This is a genomic window from Providencia sp. PROV119 (assembly GCF_028482435.1).
Taxonomy (GTDB): Bacteria; Pseudomonadota; Gammaproteobacteria; order Enterobacterales; family Enterobacteriaceae; genus Providencia; species Providencia stuartii.
This window is the reverse complement of record NZ_JAMPQL010000033.1, coordinates 1-18323: the sequence shown is the minus strand read 5'-3', so window position 1 is coordinate 18323 and position 18323 is coordinate 1. Positions and strand designations below refer to the sequence as shown.

Below are 18323 nucleotides of genomic sequence, written 5' to 3'. Positions count from 1 at the left end.
TCATTATCCGGTTAAGGTGCTTCTGTCTTTAGCTTAATCGGTTCAACAGCAAAAGTAAGCACATTATTTTCACTTTTTACTAAAATGTAGCGCAGCGCACCTAAACGTACTTCGTCTGCATAGGTTGGCTCTTTATTCGCGATGAATGCCTTTAGTGCTTTTGTCAATTCAGGGGTTTTATCTATTGCAACGGTTGGATCAAATTGTTGAATAACAGCCACCGCATAGCGTTCCATCAATTGTCGATTGGCTTGAGCCTCATTGTTATCGCGGGTTGGCAGTAGCGTGATCTGTAAGCTTTTAATTTTCTCGCTTCCACGCTCCAATACGGCGGATGAATAGATATTGGCATTGATCCGAGAAGCCGCTCGTATATAGGGAGCTGAAATGTCTTGGCTTGCAATCACTTTATATTCATGTAGTGGTAAATTGGGGTTTGTTTGATTAAATTGGTTACGAAACTGTGGGATGGTAAGGTCAAACGAAGGCGCATCCGGCGCTAAATAAGCGACTTCAAAATCACTATTCGGTAGCGTGGGTACTTTTTGCGCAAATGTCATTTGTGGCAAACCAAGTACAAAAACGGTTATCATGACGTGAATTGAATGGAGTGCGTGTTGTTTCATTTGTTTTTGCCACTCATTTTATGGTTTTTAATATTGTATCAGGATCCGGTGTAATGACATTACAACAATGGGCTTTCTCCTTCAAAGGTCGTATTGGTCGTCGACCATTTTGGGCAGGTATCGCATCGTATTTTATTTTAATGACAATCATTGTGTTACTGCAAAATGCATTTGCATTACCTGAAACGGTTGTGATTGTATTACTGGTTTTATTGCTTTATCCGCTAGCTGCAATATTTACTAAGCGTTTGCATGACAGAGGGAAACCCGGTGGCTGGTTTGCACTGGTGATCCTCGCTTTCGCCCTATTTTCAATGGATGTTAGCCAATTAGCCCCTGTTTGGCAGTGGGGAATTGGGCGCTTTTTACCGCTGTTAATCGCTATGATTATGTTACTAGACTGTGGTGTTTTTGTAGGGATGGATTCTGAAAATCAGTATGGTGAAAAAACACAATCTGTTGATTACCTGTCTTGATCCCCTCTCTACGGGTGAAAGAGGGGGATTAAAATGGTTACCAATATTGTTCACTGCTGATATGACCCGGTTTACGGCGTAGGTGTTTGCTCATTCCTCGGGTTTTTACCAATAGCTCGCGAGTATCTCTGACCATTTCAGGGTTACCACATAACATCACATGGCTGCTGGTGGCATCAAGCGAAACGCCAGTGGCTTCTTCGAGCGCATTGTTTTCAATCAATGCTGGCACACGTCCATATAACGCATCGTCGCAATGTTCACGGCTAACAACGGTAACTAAATGCAGCTTTTCTGGGTAGCGTTTGGCTAATTGCTCCATTAAGGGGAGATAGCTGAGATCTTTTTGGTAGCGAACCGCGTGCAAAAGTACGATTTTTTCAAATCGTTCAAGGTCTTTGCCTTCTTGTAATATCGATAGAAAAGGGCCTATCGCGGTGCCAGTGGATAGCATCCAAAGGTTTTGGCAGTCGGGAATTTCGTCTAATACAAAGAAGCCTGACGCTTCATCCGTAACTTGTAAGGTATCTCCAGGGCGTAATTGAGCCAGTTTAGGGCTAAGTTTACCATTCGGTACAACCACAAAGTAGAATTCAAGGCGATCGTCACTCGGGGCGTTAACGTAAGAGTAAGCACGTTGCACTCGTTCACCTTCAATTTCGAGAGCAAGTTTTGCAAATTGGCCGGCGATAAAAGGTTTGATAGGGGCGTTGATCACTAGGCTGAATAAAGAATCTGTCCAAAATTTTGCTTCAATAACGGTTCCGGTAACCCAATTAGCCATAAATATTCACCTCTGGATTTTTTTCTAACTTTGCTGCTTATCAGAGTTTCATACTAAATCAGTTTACTATTTGCGCTTATCGATAATGTGTTCTAGTGAATTATTCTTTTTAAGAGATCACAAACAAATTTAATGTACAGTTTTATTGCCATATCCGGCGAATATCGCTGACATTGCACCATTAATTAAAATGCTGTCCTACCTCGAAAAAAAAATTAGTTTTGTTATCTTAGTCACGCAACGGTGACATGGGCATGATGTACTGCCGATTAACCGTTTTATCAAAGAAAACAATCAATAACTCTTTGTGGTTTCACTCTGAAATTAAACCTTCATGTTATTTGTATTGAATAATATGGCTAGGCTGTGCATTCAGGTTGATAAATTGGTTTTGAGAAGAAAATGAGAAAACTGGAACATTTTAATTTACTGATCTTGCTGATCGCCCTAGCAGCGGTAGGGCAAATGACACAGACTGTCTATGTACCTGTTATTGCAGACATCGCTGTGTACTTTGGTGAACCGTCTGGCTCAGTGCAGCGAGTCATGGCGGCTTACTTGTTTACTTATGGTTTCTCTCAACTGATATATGGACCGTTATCTGATCAAGTTGGCCGCCGTCCGGTTATTTTAGTTGGGATGAGCATCTTTTTACTCGCGACAACGCTGGCACTTTTTGCCCCAACGCTGGATATTTTAGTGCTCGCCAGTGGCTTGCAAGGGCTGGGTACAGGGGTGGCTGGGGTCATGGTGCGTACGATGCCTCGTGATCTCTACAAAGGAACCTCATTGCGCTATGCAAATAGCTTATTAAACATGGGCGTATTAGTTAGCCCACTGCTCGCGCCTATGTTTGGTGGATTGCTTGCTCATTTTTGGGGTTGGCATGCCTGTTATATCTTTTTGTTTATTCTTGGCGCTTTTGTGCTGGTGAGCATGTATCGCTGGCTACCTGAAACACGCCCTGAGTCTTCAGAAAAACGCAGAATGTTGAGTTCTTATCACCAGTTACTGTCGAGTGGCTCCTTTGTTTCTTATTTAATTATGTTGATCGGTGCGCTGGCGGGTATTGCGGTTTTCGAAGCCAGTAGCGGTGTTTTGATGGGCGGTGTACTTGGTTTGAATAGTATTACTGTCAGTATCTTATTTATTATTCCTATTCCTGCCGCATTTTTTGGCGCTTGGTATGCAGGGCGAGAAGGTAAAAGTTTTTACCATTTAATGTGGCAGTCCGTGATCTGCTGCTTGATTGCAGGGCTGCTAATGTGGATCCCCGGCTGGTTTGGGGTGATGAATATCTGGACGCTATTGGTGCCCGCCTCGGTGTTTTTCTTCGGCGCGGGCATGCTATTCCCTTTAGCAACAACAGGGGCAATGGAGCCTTTCCCTTATTTGGCCGGAGCCGCTGGGGCATTAGTCGGCGGTATGCAGAATGTGGGTTCAGGGGTGGCAACATGGGTTTCCGCACTGTTGCCGCAAAATGGGCAGTTTAGTTTGGGCTTATTGATGCTGCTGATGTCTATGTTAGTGCTATTGTGCTGGCTACCGTTGGCTCATCGTTTGAATCGAACAGAGCATACGATTTAATCAGTGATAGCAGGCGATCACTCATCGCCTGCTTAGTTTTATACGGTAAGGGGCGCTGAAATGACCCTTGGCGTGATCGGTAATCTCCCTTCATTTATTGCCATCGTTTGATTTGCTGTTTTCTCCATCATGGCGATTAGCTCCGGTTGCTGCTCTATGTGATTGAATATCACTGGCTGGTTATAATCCAAAAAGCGTGTATTTTCGGTGATGGTGGCGGTGTGGTTTTGCGTCAATGTCACCGTACTTGGGGGCGTGTCATCTTGCAGGTGTTTGTCGAGATAAATTCGGATTGCCGTTATTTTCAGGTTTGGTGTGCTGTCGGTGGTGCCAATAATCGATAATAGATCCCCTTGGCGAGTGATCTGCCACGGCGCTAAAGGGGGTTGTTCACGAATATCACCTGATGGATCTTCGACCAATAAGGTTACCCAATAATGCTGTTGCTCTTTAGGGAGTTGTAGCGTTGTGATATCAACAGTTTGATTAATGTAAACATCGGCAAGCAGTGGGGCATTCGCTTCGATATTGTAATGCGCCAAGGGTGTTGTTCGCCTGTCAGCCTGCAACGTTAAGTGGTTGATGGGGAGAAAAGGTTGCTTTGTATTGATTTGCCCATTCTTACCCCAAGGGTCACTCAAAGAGAAATATTGTTGGTGGCGTTGTCCATCGCTAATCCAAGTAGCACACAGAGCGCTATTTGGGGTTATCCTTTGATTGTTGACCCGACCCGTTGAAAAGTCGATTAAATGGGGATCGGTAGCAGACCAGAACAGCGGGCTACCGCACCAGTAATTATCGAGAGTGACATATTGTAATGGCTGATTGGCCTGATATTGGTGAAAGAGCCGATTGGCTAAAGCGTCCGGATTTGCATAGGTGTAAATCGGCTGTTGATTATCGGCTTTCATTATTTGAATTTTCACTAATTCGCCATGATCAGCCATATTTAAGCTAATGGATTTAATATCTTCAATCGGGCAGCTATCTGTCGTCATGAGTCCATTTTGGGTTGCATAAGTGGCAACTAATAAGTACACATGGGGTATATCTCGCAATTTGTCTCGTTGTGCCACGATAGGGAGATCCCCAAGAGTACGCTGAATATTAAGGTGGCTATAAGGATGGTTATTACCATCGGGTAAGGTAACTATCGAACCACTGACCCAATAAACAGGGTGGTTTTGCTGTCTGTTCGATGTTGGTATTGGTCGTGATAAAAACCGCTGAATTTTCTGGTTGTAGTGAGATGAATGGGGAATAAATGCATCGTAGGGTGCCTTATTGTTTTCCCCCGCCGTTGGGTACATGGCAGGCCGGATCTCTTGAGTGCTTCTATTTTCGGGGTGAGTATAACGATAGGTAATATAGGCGCTACGTGCTTGGTCATAAGCAATTTCAGGGCCATTACTCTGTTTGGAAAATGGATAATATGGGTGATTCGTATGCGATAATCCTAAGCCATGCCCAAATATTTCATGCCATAACACATCTGATTGGGCGATCCCGCCACCAAAAAGTGGTGACGCCATTCCCAGCAATGAACCGTAAATCGATGGCTGTATCGCCGTATAATATAACTCATGGTGCGTACCGTTAGCCTTTTTTATCCAATCACTTTGTTGGTAGGCCCATGCAATTTGCAAGTTAGCAGGATCAAAGAACGGGTTTCTTTTATCGTATTGCGGCATGGTCAATGTAGAGGCATAAAAATTAGGGTGAATATAACCCGAAAGTACAGGAGCAAGCGTATGTGACGGGCTACTATGGAGCGTAAGCTGTGAGACCGGTAATTTAGCAACCGCCTCTTTTCCCCAACTCAGTGGAGAGTATGCATAAAGCCCTTCTCCTGTTTGATAGAGATGATGGCTTGCTACTCGCGCGGTCAGCGGGGGCACCTCAGTGACCTTAGGGGAAAAGTAGCCATCACTATCGGTGTAAGGCAGTGTGATAGGTTGATTATCCGCAATTAGACGAATACGAATATCGGGTTTTATCCATGCTCCTTTTAAGGGGGCACTGTAGCTTAGCTGGTCGGCAATTTTGTGACTGACTGACGGGGCGACAGGCATATCGGCTAATTGTTGTGGAAGTTGCCGCGGCCCCATCAATCTTACCCTTCCTAGTTCGTTTCCTTGCTGATCGCTAACAATAGCGACAATATCGGGGGCATTCGCTGCGGTTCGGCTTGTAATATCGACTTTAACCAGCGCCCAGCGGTGAGCGATTAAGCTTAAATAGGGGGAGTCTGGATGCTGTTGGTGGGTTTGTGTGAGGGTAATGCCATGCACTTGCATATCTTCAGGTACAGCGTAGTTACGTGCGGCTGGTGGATTGTAAATAGGGTCGAGGACACTGAAGGTCCTTATTCCTGGGCGCGATAGGATAGGTGCTTTTTTTGTTTGTATTTGGATGGATAGAGGAGCCGATCGCCGACCATCCTTGAATATCGCCACAAAATCAAATTGGTCATGACCAGTAAAAGGCGAACGGCGATTAGGCAGATAGAACCATTCCCCAGTATGGCTATTTAGCCTGATTGAGCCTGACTTAGCCCCTTCGAGTTGTTGATAGTGGCTAATATTAGCATGTTGAGGCAACTTTCCTGTGATGGCCCCGACGGTGAGGTGGTTAGGTAACTCAGTTGTGTTTTCAGCAATGATTAAGGGGTGTTTTTGCTCTTGGTAACCAAAGCTAAGCGCTTTAAGCGCTCGATTAACGTGGTCAATCACCTTTAAGCGCTCATCTTTATCATCCCAAACAACCTGTAGTGAAGTATCTTGACTATAGTGGCGAAGGACACGCTGTAAGTAGCCTGCAAATTCTTCTGGTGAGGCAAATTGCACGTTAGCAGATTTGAAGGCGCGACGTATCAAGTTGATTTGACGACCATGTTTGCCTGTTAACGATAGGGTGATATGTGTCAGGCTATTGAGCTGCTCTAACGTAAAATGAATAGAGTGAGTGACGGATTGTGGCGCTTGAACGGTTGTGACGTTCTTTAAGATCTCAACATAAGGGATCTGCTGGCTTTTTTTCAGTTGAAATTGTGTGAAAGTTAACCCGTTTCCTTTTAAGGTTAAGGTGTGATCACGGTAATCAACAGTAATAGGAGCCGCTAATGGCGCTAATCGCTGATTAATTTTGTGTTCAATGTCTTTAGCGAGTGTTTGCCATGATGCATGTGAGGCGAGCGCAATATCATCTAATTTTAGGATCTGTTGCTGGCTCCCTTTTTTTAAGGTGACAGAAAAATATTCAATTTCACGCAGTCGCTCGTCGGTTAAAGCCAGTTGGTTTATTGCTGTTGAAGGGAGTGAGATAACCTGCTGGACGCCATGAATAGAAGGTGCCATTCGCATCACATCTGCAAGTGGCATTTCGTCACGGTATCGCGGTGCTTTTTTTATGGGGGCTGAGTTTTGCAAAATAGGCTCATGCACAAAGGCATCTTGAGGGATCAACGCTAATGTGTCGGTATTTGGTGGTGCCCAACCAAGACGAAACTCAGGAGGTCGCCCATCGGTTGTGGTGGTGATCCGCATAGCGCATCGCTCACCTTCCTTTAAATGGTTGAAAGTGAGTGTTGGGGTTTGCTCCCCTTTTGTCACTGTTATTTTTTGAGTCCCTATTTCTAGCTGTATATCCTGCTCTATCCTTGATGTATCAAGTGCAAAGGTGTATTTCCCTGCTTTTGGGATAATGATCTTAGCATCATAAATCCAGACGGTATCTATTTGCTGGTGGGGAAGAGGCGATGTTAAGTTTTGCAAATGGGGAAGAGTCATTATATGAGTGGGCTGCCTATTTGCTTGTGGCTCTGTTTTCTTTTGGCTATAAACGGCAATTCCTGTTTGTGTGGGCTGGTTTGATGCTATCTGTGTAGACGATGGGCGGATATGTCGGTCATGTGGAGGGATGATTGTATCAAGTAATTTTTTTATTGCGGAGGAAGTTTCTTCCTCTTGATAGATTAACACGCTCCCCCCTGTCAGTAACATCCAATGTTGAATCAGAGACACTTGCTGCTCTGTCGCCTTTGATGACAGTACAACGATATCGTAGTGGCGGTGCCATTGCCCGCTTGGGAGTAGGGCATCGGCCAGTTGCTCAGCGGCCCGCGTTTCACCTTCCTGCCATTGATAAGGTGAATCAAAAGTATCAACAAACAGATTGTGGTTAGGGTGGATGGTACTGCCTGAAAATATATCGGGGCTGATACTGCTTAAGAGATAGTGAGTTGTGCGGCTGGCGGGTTGTCGTGGTTTACCCATCAACCAACTCATCACTAAAAATAGAGTTTGGCTGTCGGGTGATTGGTCTGGATCCTGCTTTAGGGCGTTAAGTAGTGCTGTATTTTGGGCGATCACCGCCACTCTGCCCCGAGATTGGTAATACCCGAATTTAATATGTTCTTGGTGTATTTCATGGCGTAAAAAATCACTAAGATCCGTTAGATATTTGTTCTGGCTATCCATCGCCGTTCTCCATCATCTTAAAAAATATCATTAATCCCATTTAGGATTTCTGCATTTTTCAATGAGGCATAGAGAATGTCTAATTTATTATTTGTACACTAATGAGCTAACTATTTAATAAATAATTAATTAGCTATGATATGAAATAAATAAGGCAACACGGTAAGGTGCTGCCTTATGGATCTATATCAGGAGTGAAGAGGGATTACGCGCGGTCTTCCCACTCTTGTGCGCGAGCCACGGCTTTTTTCCAGCCACCGTATTTATAGTTACGTTCGGTTGTTTCAATACCTGGCTTGAACACACGCTCAATTGTTGCTTTGCTTTGTAGCTCGTCGAGGCTTTTCCAGAAACCAACCGCAAGGCCTGCAAGGTAAGCTGCACCTAAAGCCGTGCTTTCGCGAACTTCTGGGCGTTCCACAGACGTTCCTAAAATATCTGCTTGGAACTGCATTAAGAAGTTGTTCGCAACCGCACCACCATCTACACGGAGTGCTGCAAGGCGCGTTTCCGCATCGGCTTGCATCGCATCTAGCACATCGCGAGTTTGATAAGCAATAGATTCCAGTGTTGCACGGATAATATGGTTACGGTTAGCACCACGTGTTAGGCCGAAAATAGCACCACGCGCATATGGATCCCAGTATGGTGCGCCTAAACCGGTGAAGGCTGGCACCACATAGACGCCATTGCTGTCTTTCACTTTTGTTGCGAAATATTCAGAGTCAGTGGACTCATCAATCAGTTTCAGCTCATCACGTAGCCATTGAATAGATGCGCCGCCAACGAATACCGCACCTTCAAGGGCATAGTTCACTTCGCCTCTTGGGCCACACGCAATAGTTGTCAGCAGGCCATGGTTTGAACGAACCGCTGTTTCACCTGTGTTCATTAGCAAGAAGCAACCTGTACCATAGGTATTTTTTGCCATGCCTTCTTTCACACATAACTGACCATAGAGCGCGGCTTGTTGGTCACCTGCAATACCAGAGATAGGAATACGAGTACCGCCTTTACCACCAATGTTAGTTTGGCCATAAACTTCAGACGATGGGCGAACTTCTGGCAGCATTGCACGCGGAATATTCAACGCTTTAAGGATCTTATCATCCCATTCCAGATTGCGGATATTAAACATCATGGTACGAGAAGCGTTCGTGTAGTCGGTTACATGAACACGGCCTTGGGTCATTTTCCATACGAGCCATGTATCTACTGTACCGAATAGTAATTCCCCTTTTTCAGCGCGTTCGCGAGCACCTTCAACATGGTCTAAAATCCATTTCACTTTAGTACCAGAGAAATAGGGGTCAACAACGAGGCCAGTATTTTGGCGAATATACTCTTCTAGCTCTTTATCATTTTGCTTGAGATGAGTACAGAAATCCGCAGTACGACGGCACTGCCAAACAATCGCATTATAAATTGGCTTACCTGTTGCTTTTTCCCAAACAATGGTGGTTTCACGTTGGTTAGTGATCCCGATACCTGCAACTTCATCGGTACGAATATCTGCTTTTGCCAATACTTCGATAAGCGTTGAGCTTTGTGTTGCCCAAATTTCCATTGGGTCATGTTCTACCCAGCCTGGCTTAGGATAGATTTGAGTGAACTCACGCTGTGAAATACTGATGATATTGGCGTCGTGATCGAGTACAACGGCCCGCGAACTGGTTGTTCCCTGATCAAGAGCGACAATATATTTTTTCTCGATATTTGTTTCTGTTGTCATAATTTAAACCTGTTCCGGTGATGATTAAGCGTTTTTACTAGATGTTTTTGATGGCTCGTCTTTTTTCGTATGCACGAAACCTGGTAAGTGACGAGTGATCAGCATGCGGTAACCGAATGCACCAATCAGTGCGCCAACGATAGGAGCAATCAATGGTACTAAGAAATAAGGAATTTCACGTCCACCTGTCAGGGCAATATCCCCCCAGCCTGCGAGATAAGCAACAACTTTTGGTCCGAAATCTCGAGCAGGGTTTAAGGCGAATCCTGTTAGTGGGCCGAATGAACCACCAATAACGGCAATCAGAATACCAATTAATAGCGGTGCTAGAGGCCCACGTGGAATACCGTTACCATCATCGGTTAAAGCCAAAATTAGGCACAGGAGGATGGCAGCGATAACCACCTCAATAAAGAAGGCGTGCATTTCGCTAATTTGTGGGGCTGGGTAAGTAGAGAATACACCAGCAGTAAAGAGGCTTTCTTGTGTGCCACGAATAATGTGGTGAACTTGGTCGTAATCAATGAATACAGGTGAGTACATCGCATAAACTAAGGCGGCAGCGAAGAAACCTCCTAACATTTGTGCAACGATGTAAGGTGCGACTTTATGTCTTTCGAAGCTAGCAAATAACCAAAGTGCAATGGTTACGGCAGGGTTAAGGTGAGCCCCAGAGATGCCAGCGGTTAAGTATACAGCGAGTGCAACACCAAAGCCCCATATGATACTGATTTCCCAGAGGCCAAGTTGTGCTCCGGCGATTCGGACTGCTGCAACACAGCCTAAACCAAAGAATACGATGAGTGCAGTACCTAAAAATTCTGAGATGCACTGACCGGTAAGTGTAGTCGTGGTCGTTTGGCTCATATCTTCTATCCTACGAAAATTAAAATTATTGTAATGTTTTTCAGGTTAAGATCTTCAAAGTGAAAACCTATAGTGTAAATTTATCGTTAATGAGCGCAAACGAGAAATATCGAAATTGAAATATGTGTGTTACATCACCAAAACGAAAGAAAACGACCAAAAATAGTGACGCAATCGACCTTTACGATGTGATCAGACCAGTGTTTTAAAATAAGGGATTTGGGGAATCAGAGTCAAGCCACTAGACACAGAGGATCATGCTACTTACAATCGATATTAAAGCTTACATGGGAGGTCAGAAGAATGTCATTTGAAGTATTTGAGAAACTAGAAGCAAAAGTCCAACAAGCGATTGATACCATCACACTGTTACAAATGGAAATCGATGAGCTAAAAGATAAAAATAGTGCGCTTGTTCAAGAACTGGATAATGCGAAATCGGGCACCGAATCACTGGTACGTGAAAACGAACAACTGAAACAAGAGCAACAATCGTGGCAAGAGCGTCTGCGTGGTTTGCTGGGTAAAATGGAAGAAGTCTAAAATACCGGTTATATTTCGCGCAGCAGCGTTGTTGGCTTCTTTTGGTTACCTGAATGGCATACTTATGTATGCTCATCGCGATAACCTATGACCGCTGACGAGCAGCAACACGAATTATCTAGGGGTACATAGGGTCAATAAGTTATAGCTGTTGCTGATGATTGTAGGTTATCTATTGATATCAAAAGTTGAAATAGCTTGGCATGAGTCGTTAGGATTTTTACGTTGCTATCCCTTGTGATAGGGGAATAGCCAAATTGTACTTTGTACCACAGAACCATAAAAAGAAGGGCTGATATCATTATCAGCCCTTCTTTTTTGAAACCGTATGATCATGCGATTGATGATTAGAGGTCGTCGTCTAGTACTTCAAACTCGCTACCATCCTGAGTTGAAAGTGGTTCTTCTGATAAGATGATGCCTGTGTTATCTGCATAGAGATAGTCACCCGAGAAGAAGGTAACGCCGCCAAAATTGACGCGAATATCGCTTTCGCCAATACCTTCATCTGGGCAGCCTGCCGGTATGGCGGCAATTGCTTGAATACCCAGATCTAACTCCATCAATGCGTCTACTTGGCGTACAGCGCCATAAACCACAATACCTTCCCAGTGGTTATCAACGGCTAAGCGAGCAAGTTCCGCATCAATGAGGGCTTTGCGTACAGAGCCGCCACCATCGACAAGGAGAATACGACCATGACCGTCTTCTTCCAGCAAATCATATAGTAGGCCATTGTCTTCAAAGCACTTGACCGTAATGATTTGACCGCCAAATGAAGTACGTCCACCAAAGTTGGAAAAGAGAGGCTCTACCACATTGACGCTTTCTTGGTAGATATCACAGAGTTCGGAAGTATCATATTTCATAGTGTATAGGTCTTTATTTGCTGCAAGAGAGATAAAGTATATCCCTTTTGAGAGGTGATTGGCAAAATCCACCTCCCAAAAACAAGGGGGCTAAGTCAAAAAATAAGCAATTACTTACTCAATATTACACCGATAGAAAAGAGAACGTTAGTGAATAGTGCGGCTTTTACCATGTTTTCTAACATTGGGCGCATCCCTTCAGGGGTTGGATCACTGAGTACGCGACGCACATGGTTCATTAACATGGGAACGGCAAGCAAGAACAACCACCCCGTCCAGCCACGAAGATAAAGTAAGTTAAAGAAAGCTAAGCAGAGTATAGCAACAATAATAATAATAGCATGATAGATTCGCGCGCCTGATGGGCCTAAACGCACAGCAAGGGTATTCTTACCTGCTTTTACGTCATTTTCGATATCGCGCATATTATTAATATTCAGTACGGCAACGGAGAGTAAACCACAGGCTGTAGCCGGTAAAAAGGTGATCATGTTCAGTGTATTGGCTTGTAGGTAATAAGTCCCCATCACACTCAGCCAGCCAAAGAAAATTAGGACGGATATATCACCTAACCCTAAGTAGCCGTAAGGTTTTTTCCCGACGGTATAGGTGATAGCGGCGACAATCGCGATTAAGCCTAACACTAAAAAGCCAATGGCATCTTCAGGTTTTTCACAAGCGACAACAACCAGCAGCAAGCCTGAAATACAGGCAGCAATAATATTAATTTTTAATGCTTTTTTCATGTCTGCTTGGGTAATCACCCCTTTTTGCATACCACGCAAAGGGCCAATACGTTCAGCAGTATCTGAGCCTTTTACGGCATCACCATAGTCATTTGCAAGATTAGAGAGTATTTGCAGTAAGCCTGCGGTAATAATGGCTAATAGGGCAACAGGCCATTTAAAATTACCCGTTAAATAGGTCAGTGCGGAGCCAGTAATAATGGCTATGACTCCTAATGGTAAGGTCTTAGGACGTAAACTTTCTAGCCAAGCCTGCTTACGGCTAATAGAAGTAGATGAGCTCATTCAATAATTTCACAGGTTTGTTGTGTACAATACATTAAAAGCCCTCGCGTGAAAAACCGTATACGGCTTGTCCATGAAAACGTGCATATGGAAAGCGATGTAATGGCTGCGCGACAGGCTAAATATTTACCGTCTAACGTAAAATTATAAAGTACAACGATGGGTCACCGTTGTACTTTATTAGACGTATCTTAAGGATACATGAAAACCTGATAATTAATAAGCTTATAAAATAAATCTGCTTAGATCTTCATCTGCAACCAGTTCATCAAGGTGCTGTCTGACATACTCGGCATCGATTTGAATGGTTTGGCCGTTACGTTCGCTAGCATCATAGGAAATATCTTCCATCAAGCGTTCTAACACGGTATGTAAGCGGCGTGCACCGATGTTTTCAGTTGATTCATTGACTTGCCATGCCGCTTCCGCAATACGGCGAATGCCATCGTCAGTAAACTCAATCGTCACACCTTCTGTTGCCATCAAGGCTTTGTACTGCTCAGTTAAAGAGGCACTTGGCTCAGTGAGGATACGCACAAAGTCTTCTGTTGTTAGCGCTTGTAGCTCAACACGAATTGGCAAACGGCCTTGTAATTCAGGGATCAAGTCTGATGGGCTAGAAACTTGGAATGCACCCGATGCGATAAAGAGGATATGGTCGGTTTTGACCATGCCATGCTTAGTCGAAACGGTACAACCTTCGATCAGTGGCAGCAGGTCACGCTGTACGCCTTCACGAGAAACGTCAGGGCCAGAGGTTTGACCACCGCGCTTACAAATTTTGTCGAATTCGTCGATAAAGACGATACCGTGCTGTTCAACCGCTTCGATAGCTTGCTCTTTCAGCTCTTCAGGGTTGACCAGCTTAGCGGCTTCTTCTTCCACTAGCAGTTTAAACGCTTCTTTGATCTTCATCTTACGTGCTTTTTGTTTTTGACCCGCAAGATTTTGGAACATAGATTGTAGCTGATTAGTCATCTCTTCCATGCCAGGAGGAGCCATGATCTCAACACCCATTGGTGCCGCAGCGACTTCAATTTCGATTTCTTTGTCGTCTAATTGACCTTCACGTAATTTCTTACGGAAAGATTGGCGAGCAGGTGATTGCTCATCAACAGGCTCGGATTGACCCCAATTATTTTTTGCAGGTGGGATCAGAACATCAAGAATACGTTCTTCAGCCAGTTCTTCAGCACGGTAACGGTTTTTCTCAATGGATTGTTGACGGACCATTTTGACAGCAGAATCAGCTAAGTCGCGAATGATAGAGTCAACTTCTTTACCGACATAACCCACTTCTGTAAATTTTGTCGCTTCAACTTTGATGAATGGCGCGTTAGCGAGTTTTGCAAGGCGGCGAGCAATTTCAGTCTTACCGACACCCGTTGGACCAATCATTAAAATATTTTTTGGTGTGACTTCGTGACGTAACGTTTCATTCAGCTGCATACGGCGCCAGCGGTTACGTAGGGCAATTGCAACAGAGCGTTTAGCTTTGTTTTGACCAATAATATAATTATCGAGTTCGCTAACTATTTCGCGTGGAGTCATTTCGGACATACTGTAATCCTTATGATTTTGAAGAAATTTCTTCAAAGTTGACATTGTGGTTGGTATAGATACAGATATCGCCGGCAATAGAAAGTGCTTTTTCAGCGATTTCACGAGCACTTAATTCTGTGTTTTCAAGTAGTGCGCGTGCCGCAGCTTGCGCATATGGGCCACCTGAACCTATAGCAATTAAATCATTTTCTGGCTGAACGACATCACCGTTACCTGTGATGATAAGAGAGGTGTGTTCGTCGGCTACGGCTAGCAGAGCTTCAAGTTTGCGTAACATACGGTCAGTACGCCAATCTTTTGCTAGCTCAACAGCGGCCTTCGTTAAATGGCCTTGGTGTAGTTCAAGCTTGCGCTCAAACAGTTCAAAAAGAGTAAATGCGTCGGCAGTGCCACCGGCAAATCCGGCAATAACTTTGTCGTTATATAAGCGACGAACTTTGCGGACATTGCCTTTCATGACGGTGTTACCCATCGTCGCCTGCCCATCTCCACCAATTACGACCTGGCCATTACGGCGAACACTTACGATTGTTGTCATGAGTTAGCCCCTGGTTTTATGACGAAAAAAATGCGGGTATCAATTTTTCAAGTTACCAGCCTTCTTAAACGGGTAACTTGAAGCAAGCAAAATGCTGTAATAGCCGCTCTTGATAGTACGTTAAAACAGTACATGGGGGAGGGGATTGTATTTTTCAACCCCCAGAGGCACGAAGAATACAACCTGAGACACCAACACCGCTTGCACGATCGCGCATTTTTTCTGCCGTTGACTTGGAATAAGGGCCAAGTACGATACGATGCCAGCCGCCACCAACAGTGACTCGGCTTTCTATGCCAGCAAAAGCGAGTGTAGCACGAACGGACTCTGCTTGTTCCGCGGTACGGAAAGAACCACATTGAACCAGCATATTTTGTAAATTATTCGCGGGTTTGCTTTCAACGGGTGCAGGCTGCGTTGATTGTACAGGGCGATTTTCTGTTTTTGCCTCGGTCGAGGTGACAGGTTTACGTTGTACTGGCGGATTGACGGGTTGAGTTGGTTCTTTAATGATCACTTGTGAACGAGGAACCGGCTGCCCATTATAAGGCACTTCCGGTAAATTCGTCACAGGGCCACGTCTATCCGAATCAATCTGTTCTAGTAGTTGACGCTGCTCAGGGGTTAGCTCCGATGGGCGCATAATGTTGCTACCCGTACTCTTTTGCGTCTGCTCAATGTTTGGCGTATCAACACCCCGACGCTCTAGCTCTTTAATATAGCGCCAGCGTTCTTCAGGTTTAGGCGGTAAAGTATCGACAGGTGCTGATGATGAATGGCTTCCCGTACTTTGGGGGGATTCCTTCTTATTTTGAGTGATATAGAAAAGGCCGCCCACAAACAAGACAACAATTCCGACAGCAACAACTAATGTTGTCATCGGTAGGCCTTGCGCTTTCTTGGCTTTGCCTTTACTGGTTTTACGGCGGGCAGATGACCGCCCGCGAGCTACATAATCTTTTTGTGCCACGCTGTTAATTCACTAGGTTATTGAGTGTCTGTGATTATTCAGTTTTATACTCGTCGTATTTCAAGTTGCAGTATTGTTGGTGATGTTTTAGCAACAAACTGCAGCTTGAATGATTTAGGTGGTACATGTTACTTAACCTGAACGACTTTGCCTAGCTTTTAGGCGCTTTTGTACTCTCTCTAATGATTAAATCAGAATCTAGGAGACGAGAGCCAGGGGTGACACTATTACCTTGTAGTTGTTCCAGCAGTAATAACATGGCATGGCGACCAATTTCATCGCGAGGGTGATTTATCGTTGTTAAGGCTGGCAATGTATACTGAGCCTGCTCTAGATTATCGAACCCAACAATAGATAGGTCATCGGGAAGGATGAGTCCTGATTTTTTTGCTTGCCACATTGCACCGATTGCCATGATATCACTATGACAAAAAACCGCTGTGGGTGGTTCAGGTAGGGCGAGTAAAGTTTTGACAGCCTCAGCACCGCTTTCATGCGTAAAATCACCACGAACGATATATTGCTCGCGTAATTTTTCACCCGTACGCAGCATGGCTTTTTTATACCCTTCTAAACGATACTGGCTGTGTGGCATATGTTCAGGCCCCGCGATACAAGCGATACGTTTATGACCTAATTTCTGTAAATAGTGCGTAGCATTAAACGCAGATGTTAGGTTATCGATATGTACGGTTGGTAGTTTAAGTTCAGGAGAGAACTCGTTAGCCATCACGATAGGGGGGAGATTTTTTTGTTCTTCAGCAGAGACATCGAAAGGTAAATTCGAGCCTAACAGTACCATCCCGTCGATTTGTTTCGTAATAATCAGATTAATGAAGGCGTTTTCTTGTTTTTGTTGATGTTTGCAGTCGCCAATCAAGACAAAATAACCTTCTTGCGCGGCAACTTTTTCCAGTCCACAAATCACATCACTGAAAAAGGGATCACTAATATCGGGAACGATCGCCAAGATCGTTTTTGATTCGTTACGTTTGTAGCTCCTTGCTAAGTTATGTGGATAGTAGCCCACATCCATCACAGCTTGCTCTACTTTCTGACGTGTCTGTAAAGAGACTTTTTCAGGTGTCATTAATGTTCTAGAGACCGTTGCCGTTGATACGCCCGCTGCATTAGCAACATCTTTCATGGTTGCAGTACCACTGTGTTGTTTCTGTTCCACAACGTCTTCCTTACGTTTAGTTAATCGATTGCTTTTTTTGAATGGCGTAAAGACGTCATCACATCAAGTAACGAGTTATTCTAAATGGTTTAACAATAATATCTGTTACCTAGTTTACATAAAAACTGTGACTTGCGTCATTTTTTAGAGCTACTTCGCAAATATTGAAAATAGTTACCATAAAGTTTCCATATGAAACATAGGGGCAATATCAAGTGGAGTAGTTTGCTATGTATGATTGTTAGTGGAGATGTTTTTGCCTTATTGGTGATAATTGAGGAAAAGAGAGTATGTCTGTTTGCATAGTAAAAGAGAGAACGGCGCTGCCGAGGATGTCGAGTGTAATATTTATGTTGATTCAACAGTAATCAAGCAAGCAGTGTCTTTTGTGACAAATTTATTTTGTTTTTAGGTAAAAAATCATTTGGTTCCAAACTATTAGATAGTTTTTCTTTCCCAAGAATACCCTTTACATCCGATAGCATAACTTCCAAGTTTGATATTTGATCTTTAATATGATGAGAAAGGTCCATCGATAGATAGAGATCGTCACTTTGACCGTGGTTCACACGGCACTCGATCAAGTGAATATGAAACAGAGCATTGTTTATCGAAGTTAAAGTAAAACTATTAAATTAATACGTTATTTAATGCAACAGAGACGGGAGGTAACTTATCCCTGTCGCTTGTGTAAGCACACCCGTTTCAGTTCCACATACTTTTTGAGATTTCGTTATTTTCAGCTAATAACCAGTATTCTTCCGGTAAAGTCGGTTTCACGAATAATACAGTGGGTCAGTTTTGATTGGTCGAAAGTCAATCAAAAATGGGGTATTTACAGAGAAGCTAAAGCTGATTATTGTCCACTCCCCCTAAAATAAGACAGCTATAATTAGAGTTTCTGCCCTAAAAATTGCAGAGGTCATGATGAAAAAAGCCCGTTTTACTGAAACTCAAATCGTTAATGTTTTAAAACTCGCTGATTCAGGCATGGAAGTGGACGATACTTGCCGTCAAAATGGGGTCAGTAATGCTACTTATTATAATTAGAAATCAAAGTATGGTGGCATGGAAGCCAG

General features: G+C 43.9%; 14 protein-coding genes and 1 pseudogene. 4 read left to right on the top strand and 11 right to left on the bottom strand.

Annotated features, from left to right (window positions below):
• Positions 1-11 precede the first annotated feature (11 nt).
• Positions 12-626: a DUF1454 family protein gene (locus PSF11_RS19810; protein ID WP_004924673.1), complete on the bottom strand. Its 615-nt coding sequence runs from the start codon at positions 624-626 to the stop codon at positions 12-14.
• 53 nt (positions 627-679) lie between these two features.
• On the opposite strand from PSF11_RS19810, the gene PSF11_RS19805 reads away from it, so the two are divergent.
• Positions 680-1102: a DUF805 domain-containing protein gene (locus PSF11_RS19805; RefSeq protein ID WP_014657237.1), complete on the top strand. Its 423-nt coding sequence runs from the start codon at positions 680-682 to the stop codon at positions 1100-1102.
• Between the two features lie 37 nt (positions 1103-1139).
• On the opposite strand, the gene fpr is transcribed toward PSF11_RS19805, so the two are convergent.
• On the bottom strand, positions 1140-1886 hold the full coding sequence (gene fpr, locus PSF11_RS19800) for a ferredoxin--NADP(+) reductase (protein WP_072502672.1): 747 nt from the start codon (positions 1884-1886) through the stop codon (positions 1140-1142).
• Between the two features lie 402 nt (positions 1887-2288).
• Between fpr and emrD the strand changes: the two genes are divergently transcribed.
• Positions 2289-3473: a multidrug efflux MFS transporter EmrD gene (gene emrD, locus PSF11_RS19795; protein WP_014657239.1), complete on the top strand. Its 1185-nt coding sequence runs from the start codon at positions 2289-2291 to the stop codon at positions 3471-3473.
• A gap of 38 nt (positions 3474-3511) precedes the next feature.
• Here emrD and PSF11_RS19790 read toward each other — a convergent pair whose 3' ends face one another.
• From PSF11_RS19790 to PSF11_RS19780, 3 genes are all read right to left on the bottom strand, one after another.
• Complete coding sequence (locus PSF11_RS19790; protein ID WP_072502673.1) at positions 3512-7951, bottom strand: hypothetical protein; 4440 nt, start codon at positions 7949-7951, stop codon at positions 3512-3514.
• Positions 7952-8156: 205 nt separating this feature from the next.
• Positions 8157-9683: a glycerol kinase GlpK gene (glpK, locus tag PSF11_RS19785; protein ID WP_004924654.1), complete on the bottom strand. Its 1527-nt coding sequence runs from the start codon at positions 9681-9683 to the stop codon at positions 8157-8159.
• A 24-nt stretch (positions 9684-9707) separates the two neighbouring features.
• Positions 9708-10550: an MIP/aquaporin family protein gene (locus tag PSF11_RS19780; RefSeq protein ID WP_004924651.1), complete on the bottom strand. Its 843-nt coding sequence runs from the start codon at positions 10548-10550 to the stop codon at positions 9708-9710.
• A gap of 303 nt (positions 10551-10853) precedes the next feature.
• On the opposite strand from PSF11_RS19780, the gene zapB reads away from it, so the two are divergent.
• The gene (gene zapB, locus PSF11_RS19775) at positions 10854-11093 is read left to right on the top strand and encodes a cell division protein ZapB (RefSeq protein WP_004924650.1); all 240 of its coding nucleotides are present in this window, start codon (positions 10854-10856) and stop codon (positions 11091-11093) included.
• A gap of 347 nt (positions 11094-11440) precedes the next feature.
• Here zapB and rraA read toward each other — a convergent pair whose 3' ends face one another.
• From rraA to cytR, 6 genes are all read right to left on the bottom strand, one after another.
• Complete coding sequence (gene rraA, locus PSF11_RS19770; protein ID WP_014657241.1) at positions 11441-11962, bottom strand: ribonuclease E activity regulator RraA; 522 nt, start codon at positions 11960-11962, stop codon at positions 11441-11443.
• Positions 11963-12072: 110 nt separating this feature from the next.
• Positions 12073-12993: a 1,4-dihydroxy-2-naphthoate polyprenyltransferase gene (locus PSF11_RS19765; protein ID WP_004924644.1), complete on the bottom strand. Its 921-nt coding sequence runs from the start codon at positions 12991-12993 to the stop codon at positions 12073-12075.
• A gap of 225 nt (positions 12994-13218) precedes the next feature.
• Positions 13219-14553: an HslU--HslV peptidase ATPase subunit gene (gene hslU / locus PSF11_RS19760; RefSeq protein WP_014657242.1), complete on the bottom strand. Its 1335-nt coding sequence runs from the start codon at positions 14551-14553 to the stop codon at positions 13219-13221.
• A gap of 10 nt (positions 14554-14563) precedes the next feature.
• Complete coding sequence (hslV, locus tag PSF11_RS19755) at positions 14564-15094, bottom strand: ATP-dependent protease subunit HslV (protein ID WP_004924640.1); 531 nt, start codon at positions 15092-15094, stop codon at positions 14564-14566.
• A gap of 154 nt (positions 15095-15248) precedes the next feature.
• Positions 15249-16064, bottom strand: a complete 816-nt coding sequence (ftsN, locus tag PSF11_RS19750) for a cell division protein FtsN (protein ID WP_036942552.1) — start codon at positions 16062-16064, stop codon at positions 15249-15251.
• Between the two features lie 151 nt (positions 16065-16215).
• Entirely contained in the window at positions 16216-17244 is a 1029-nt protein-coding gene (gene cytR, locus PSF11_RS19745; protein ID WP_004924634.1) for a DNA-binding transcriptional regulator CytR, read from the bottom strand.
• Positions 17245-18171: 927 nt separating this feature from the next.
• Between cytR and PSF11_RS19740 the strand changes: the two are divergent.
• A pseudogene (locus tag PSF11_RS19740) lies at positions 18172-18291 on the top strand (transposase); the annotation flags it as partial.
• Positions 18292-18323 lie beyond the last annotated feature (32 nt).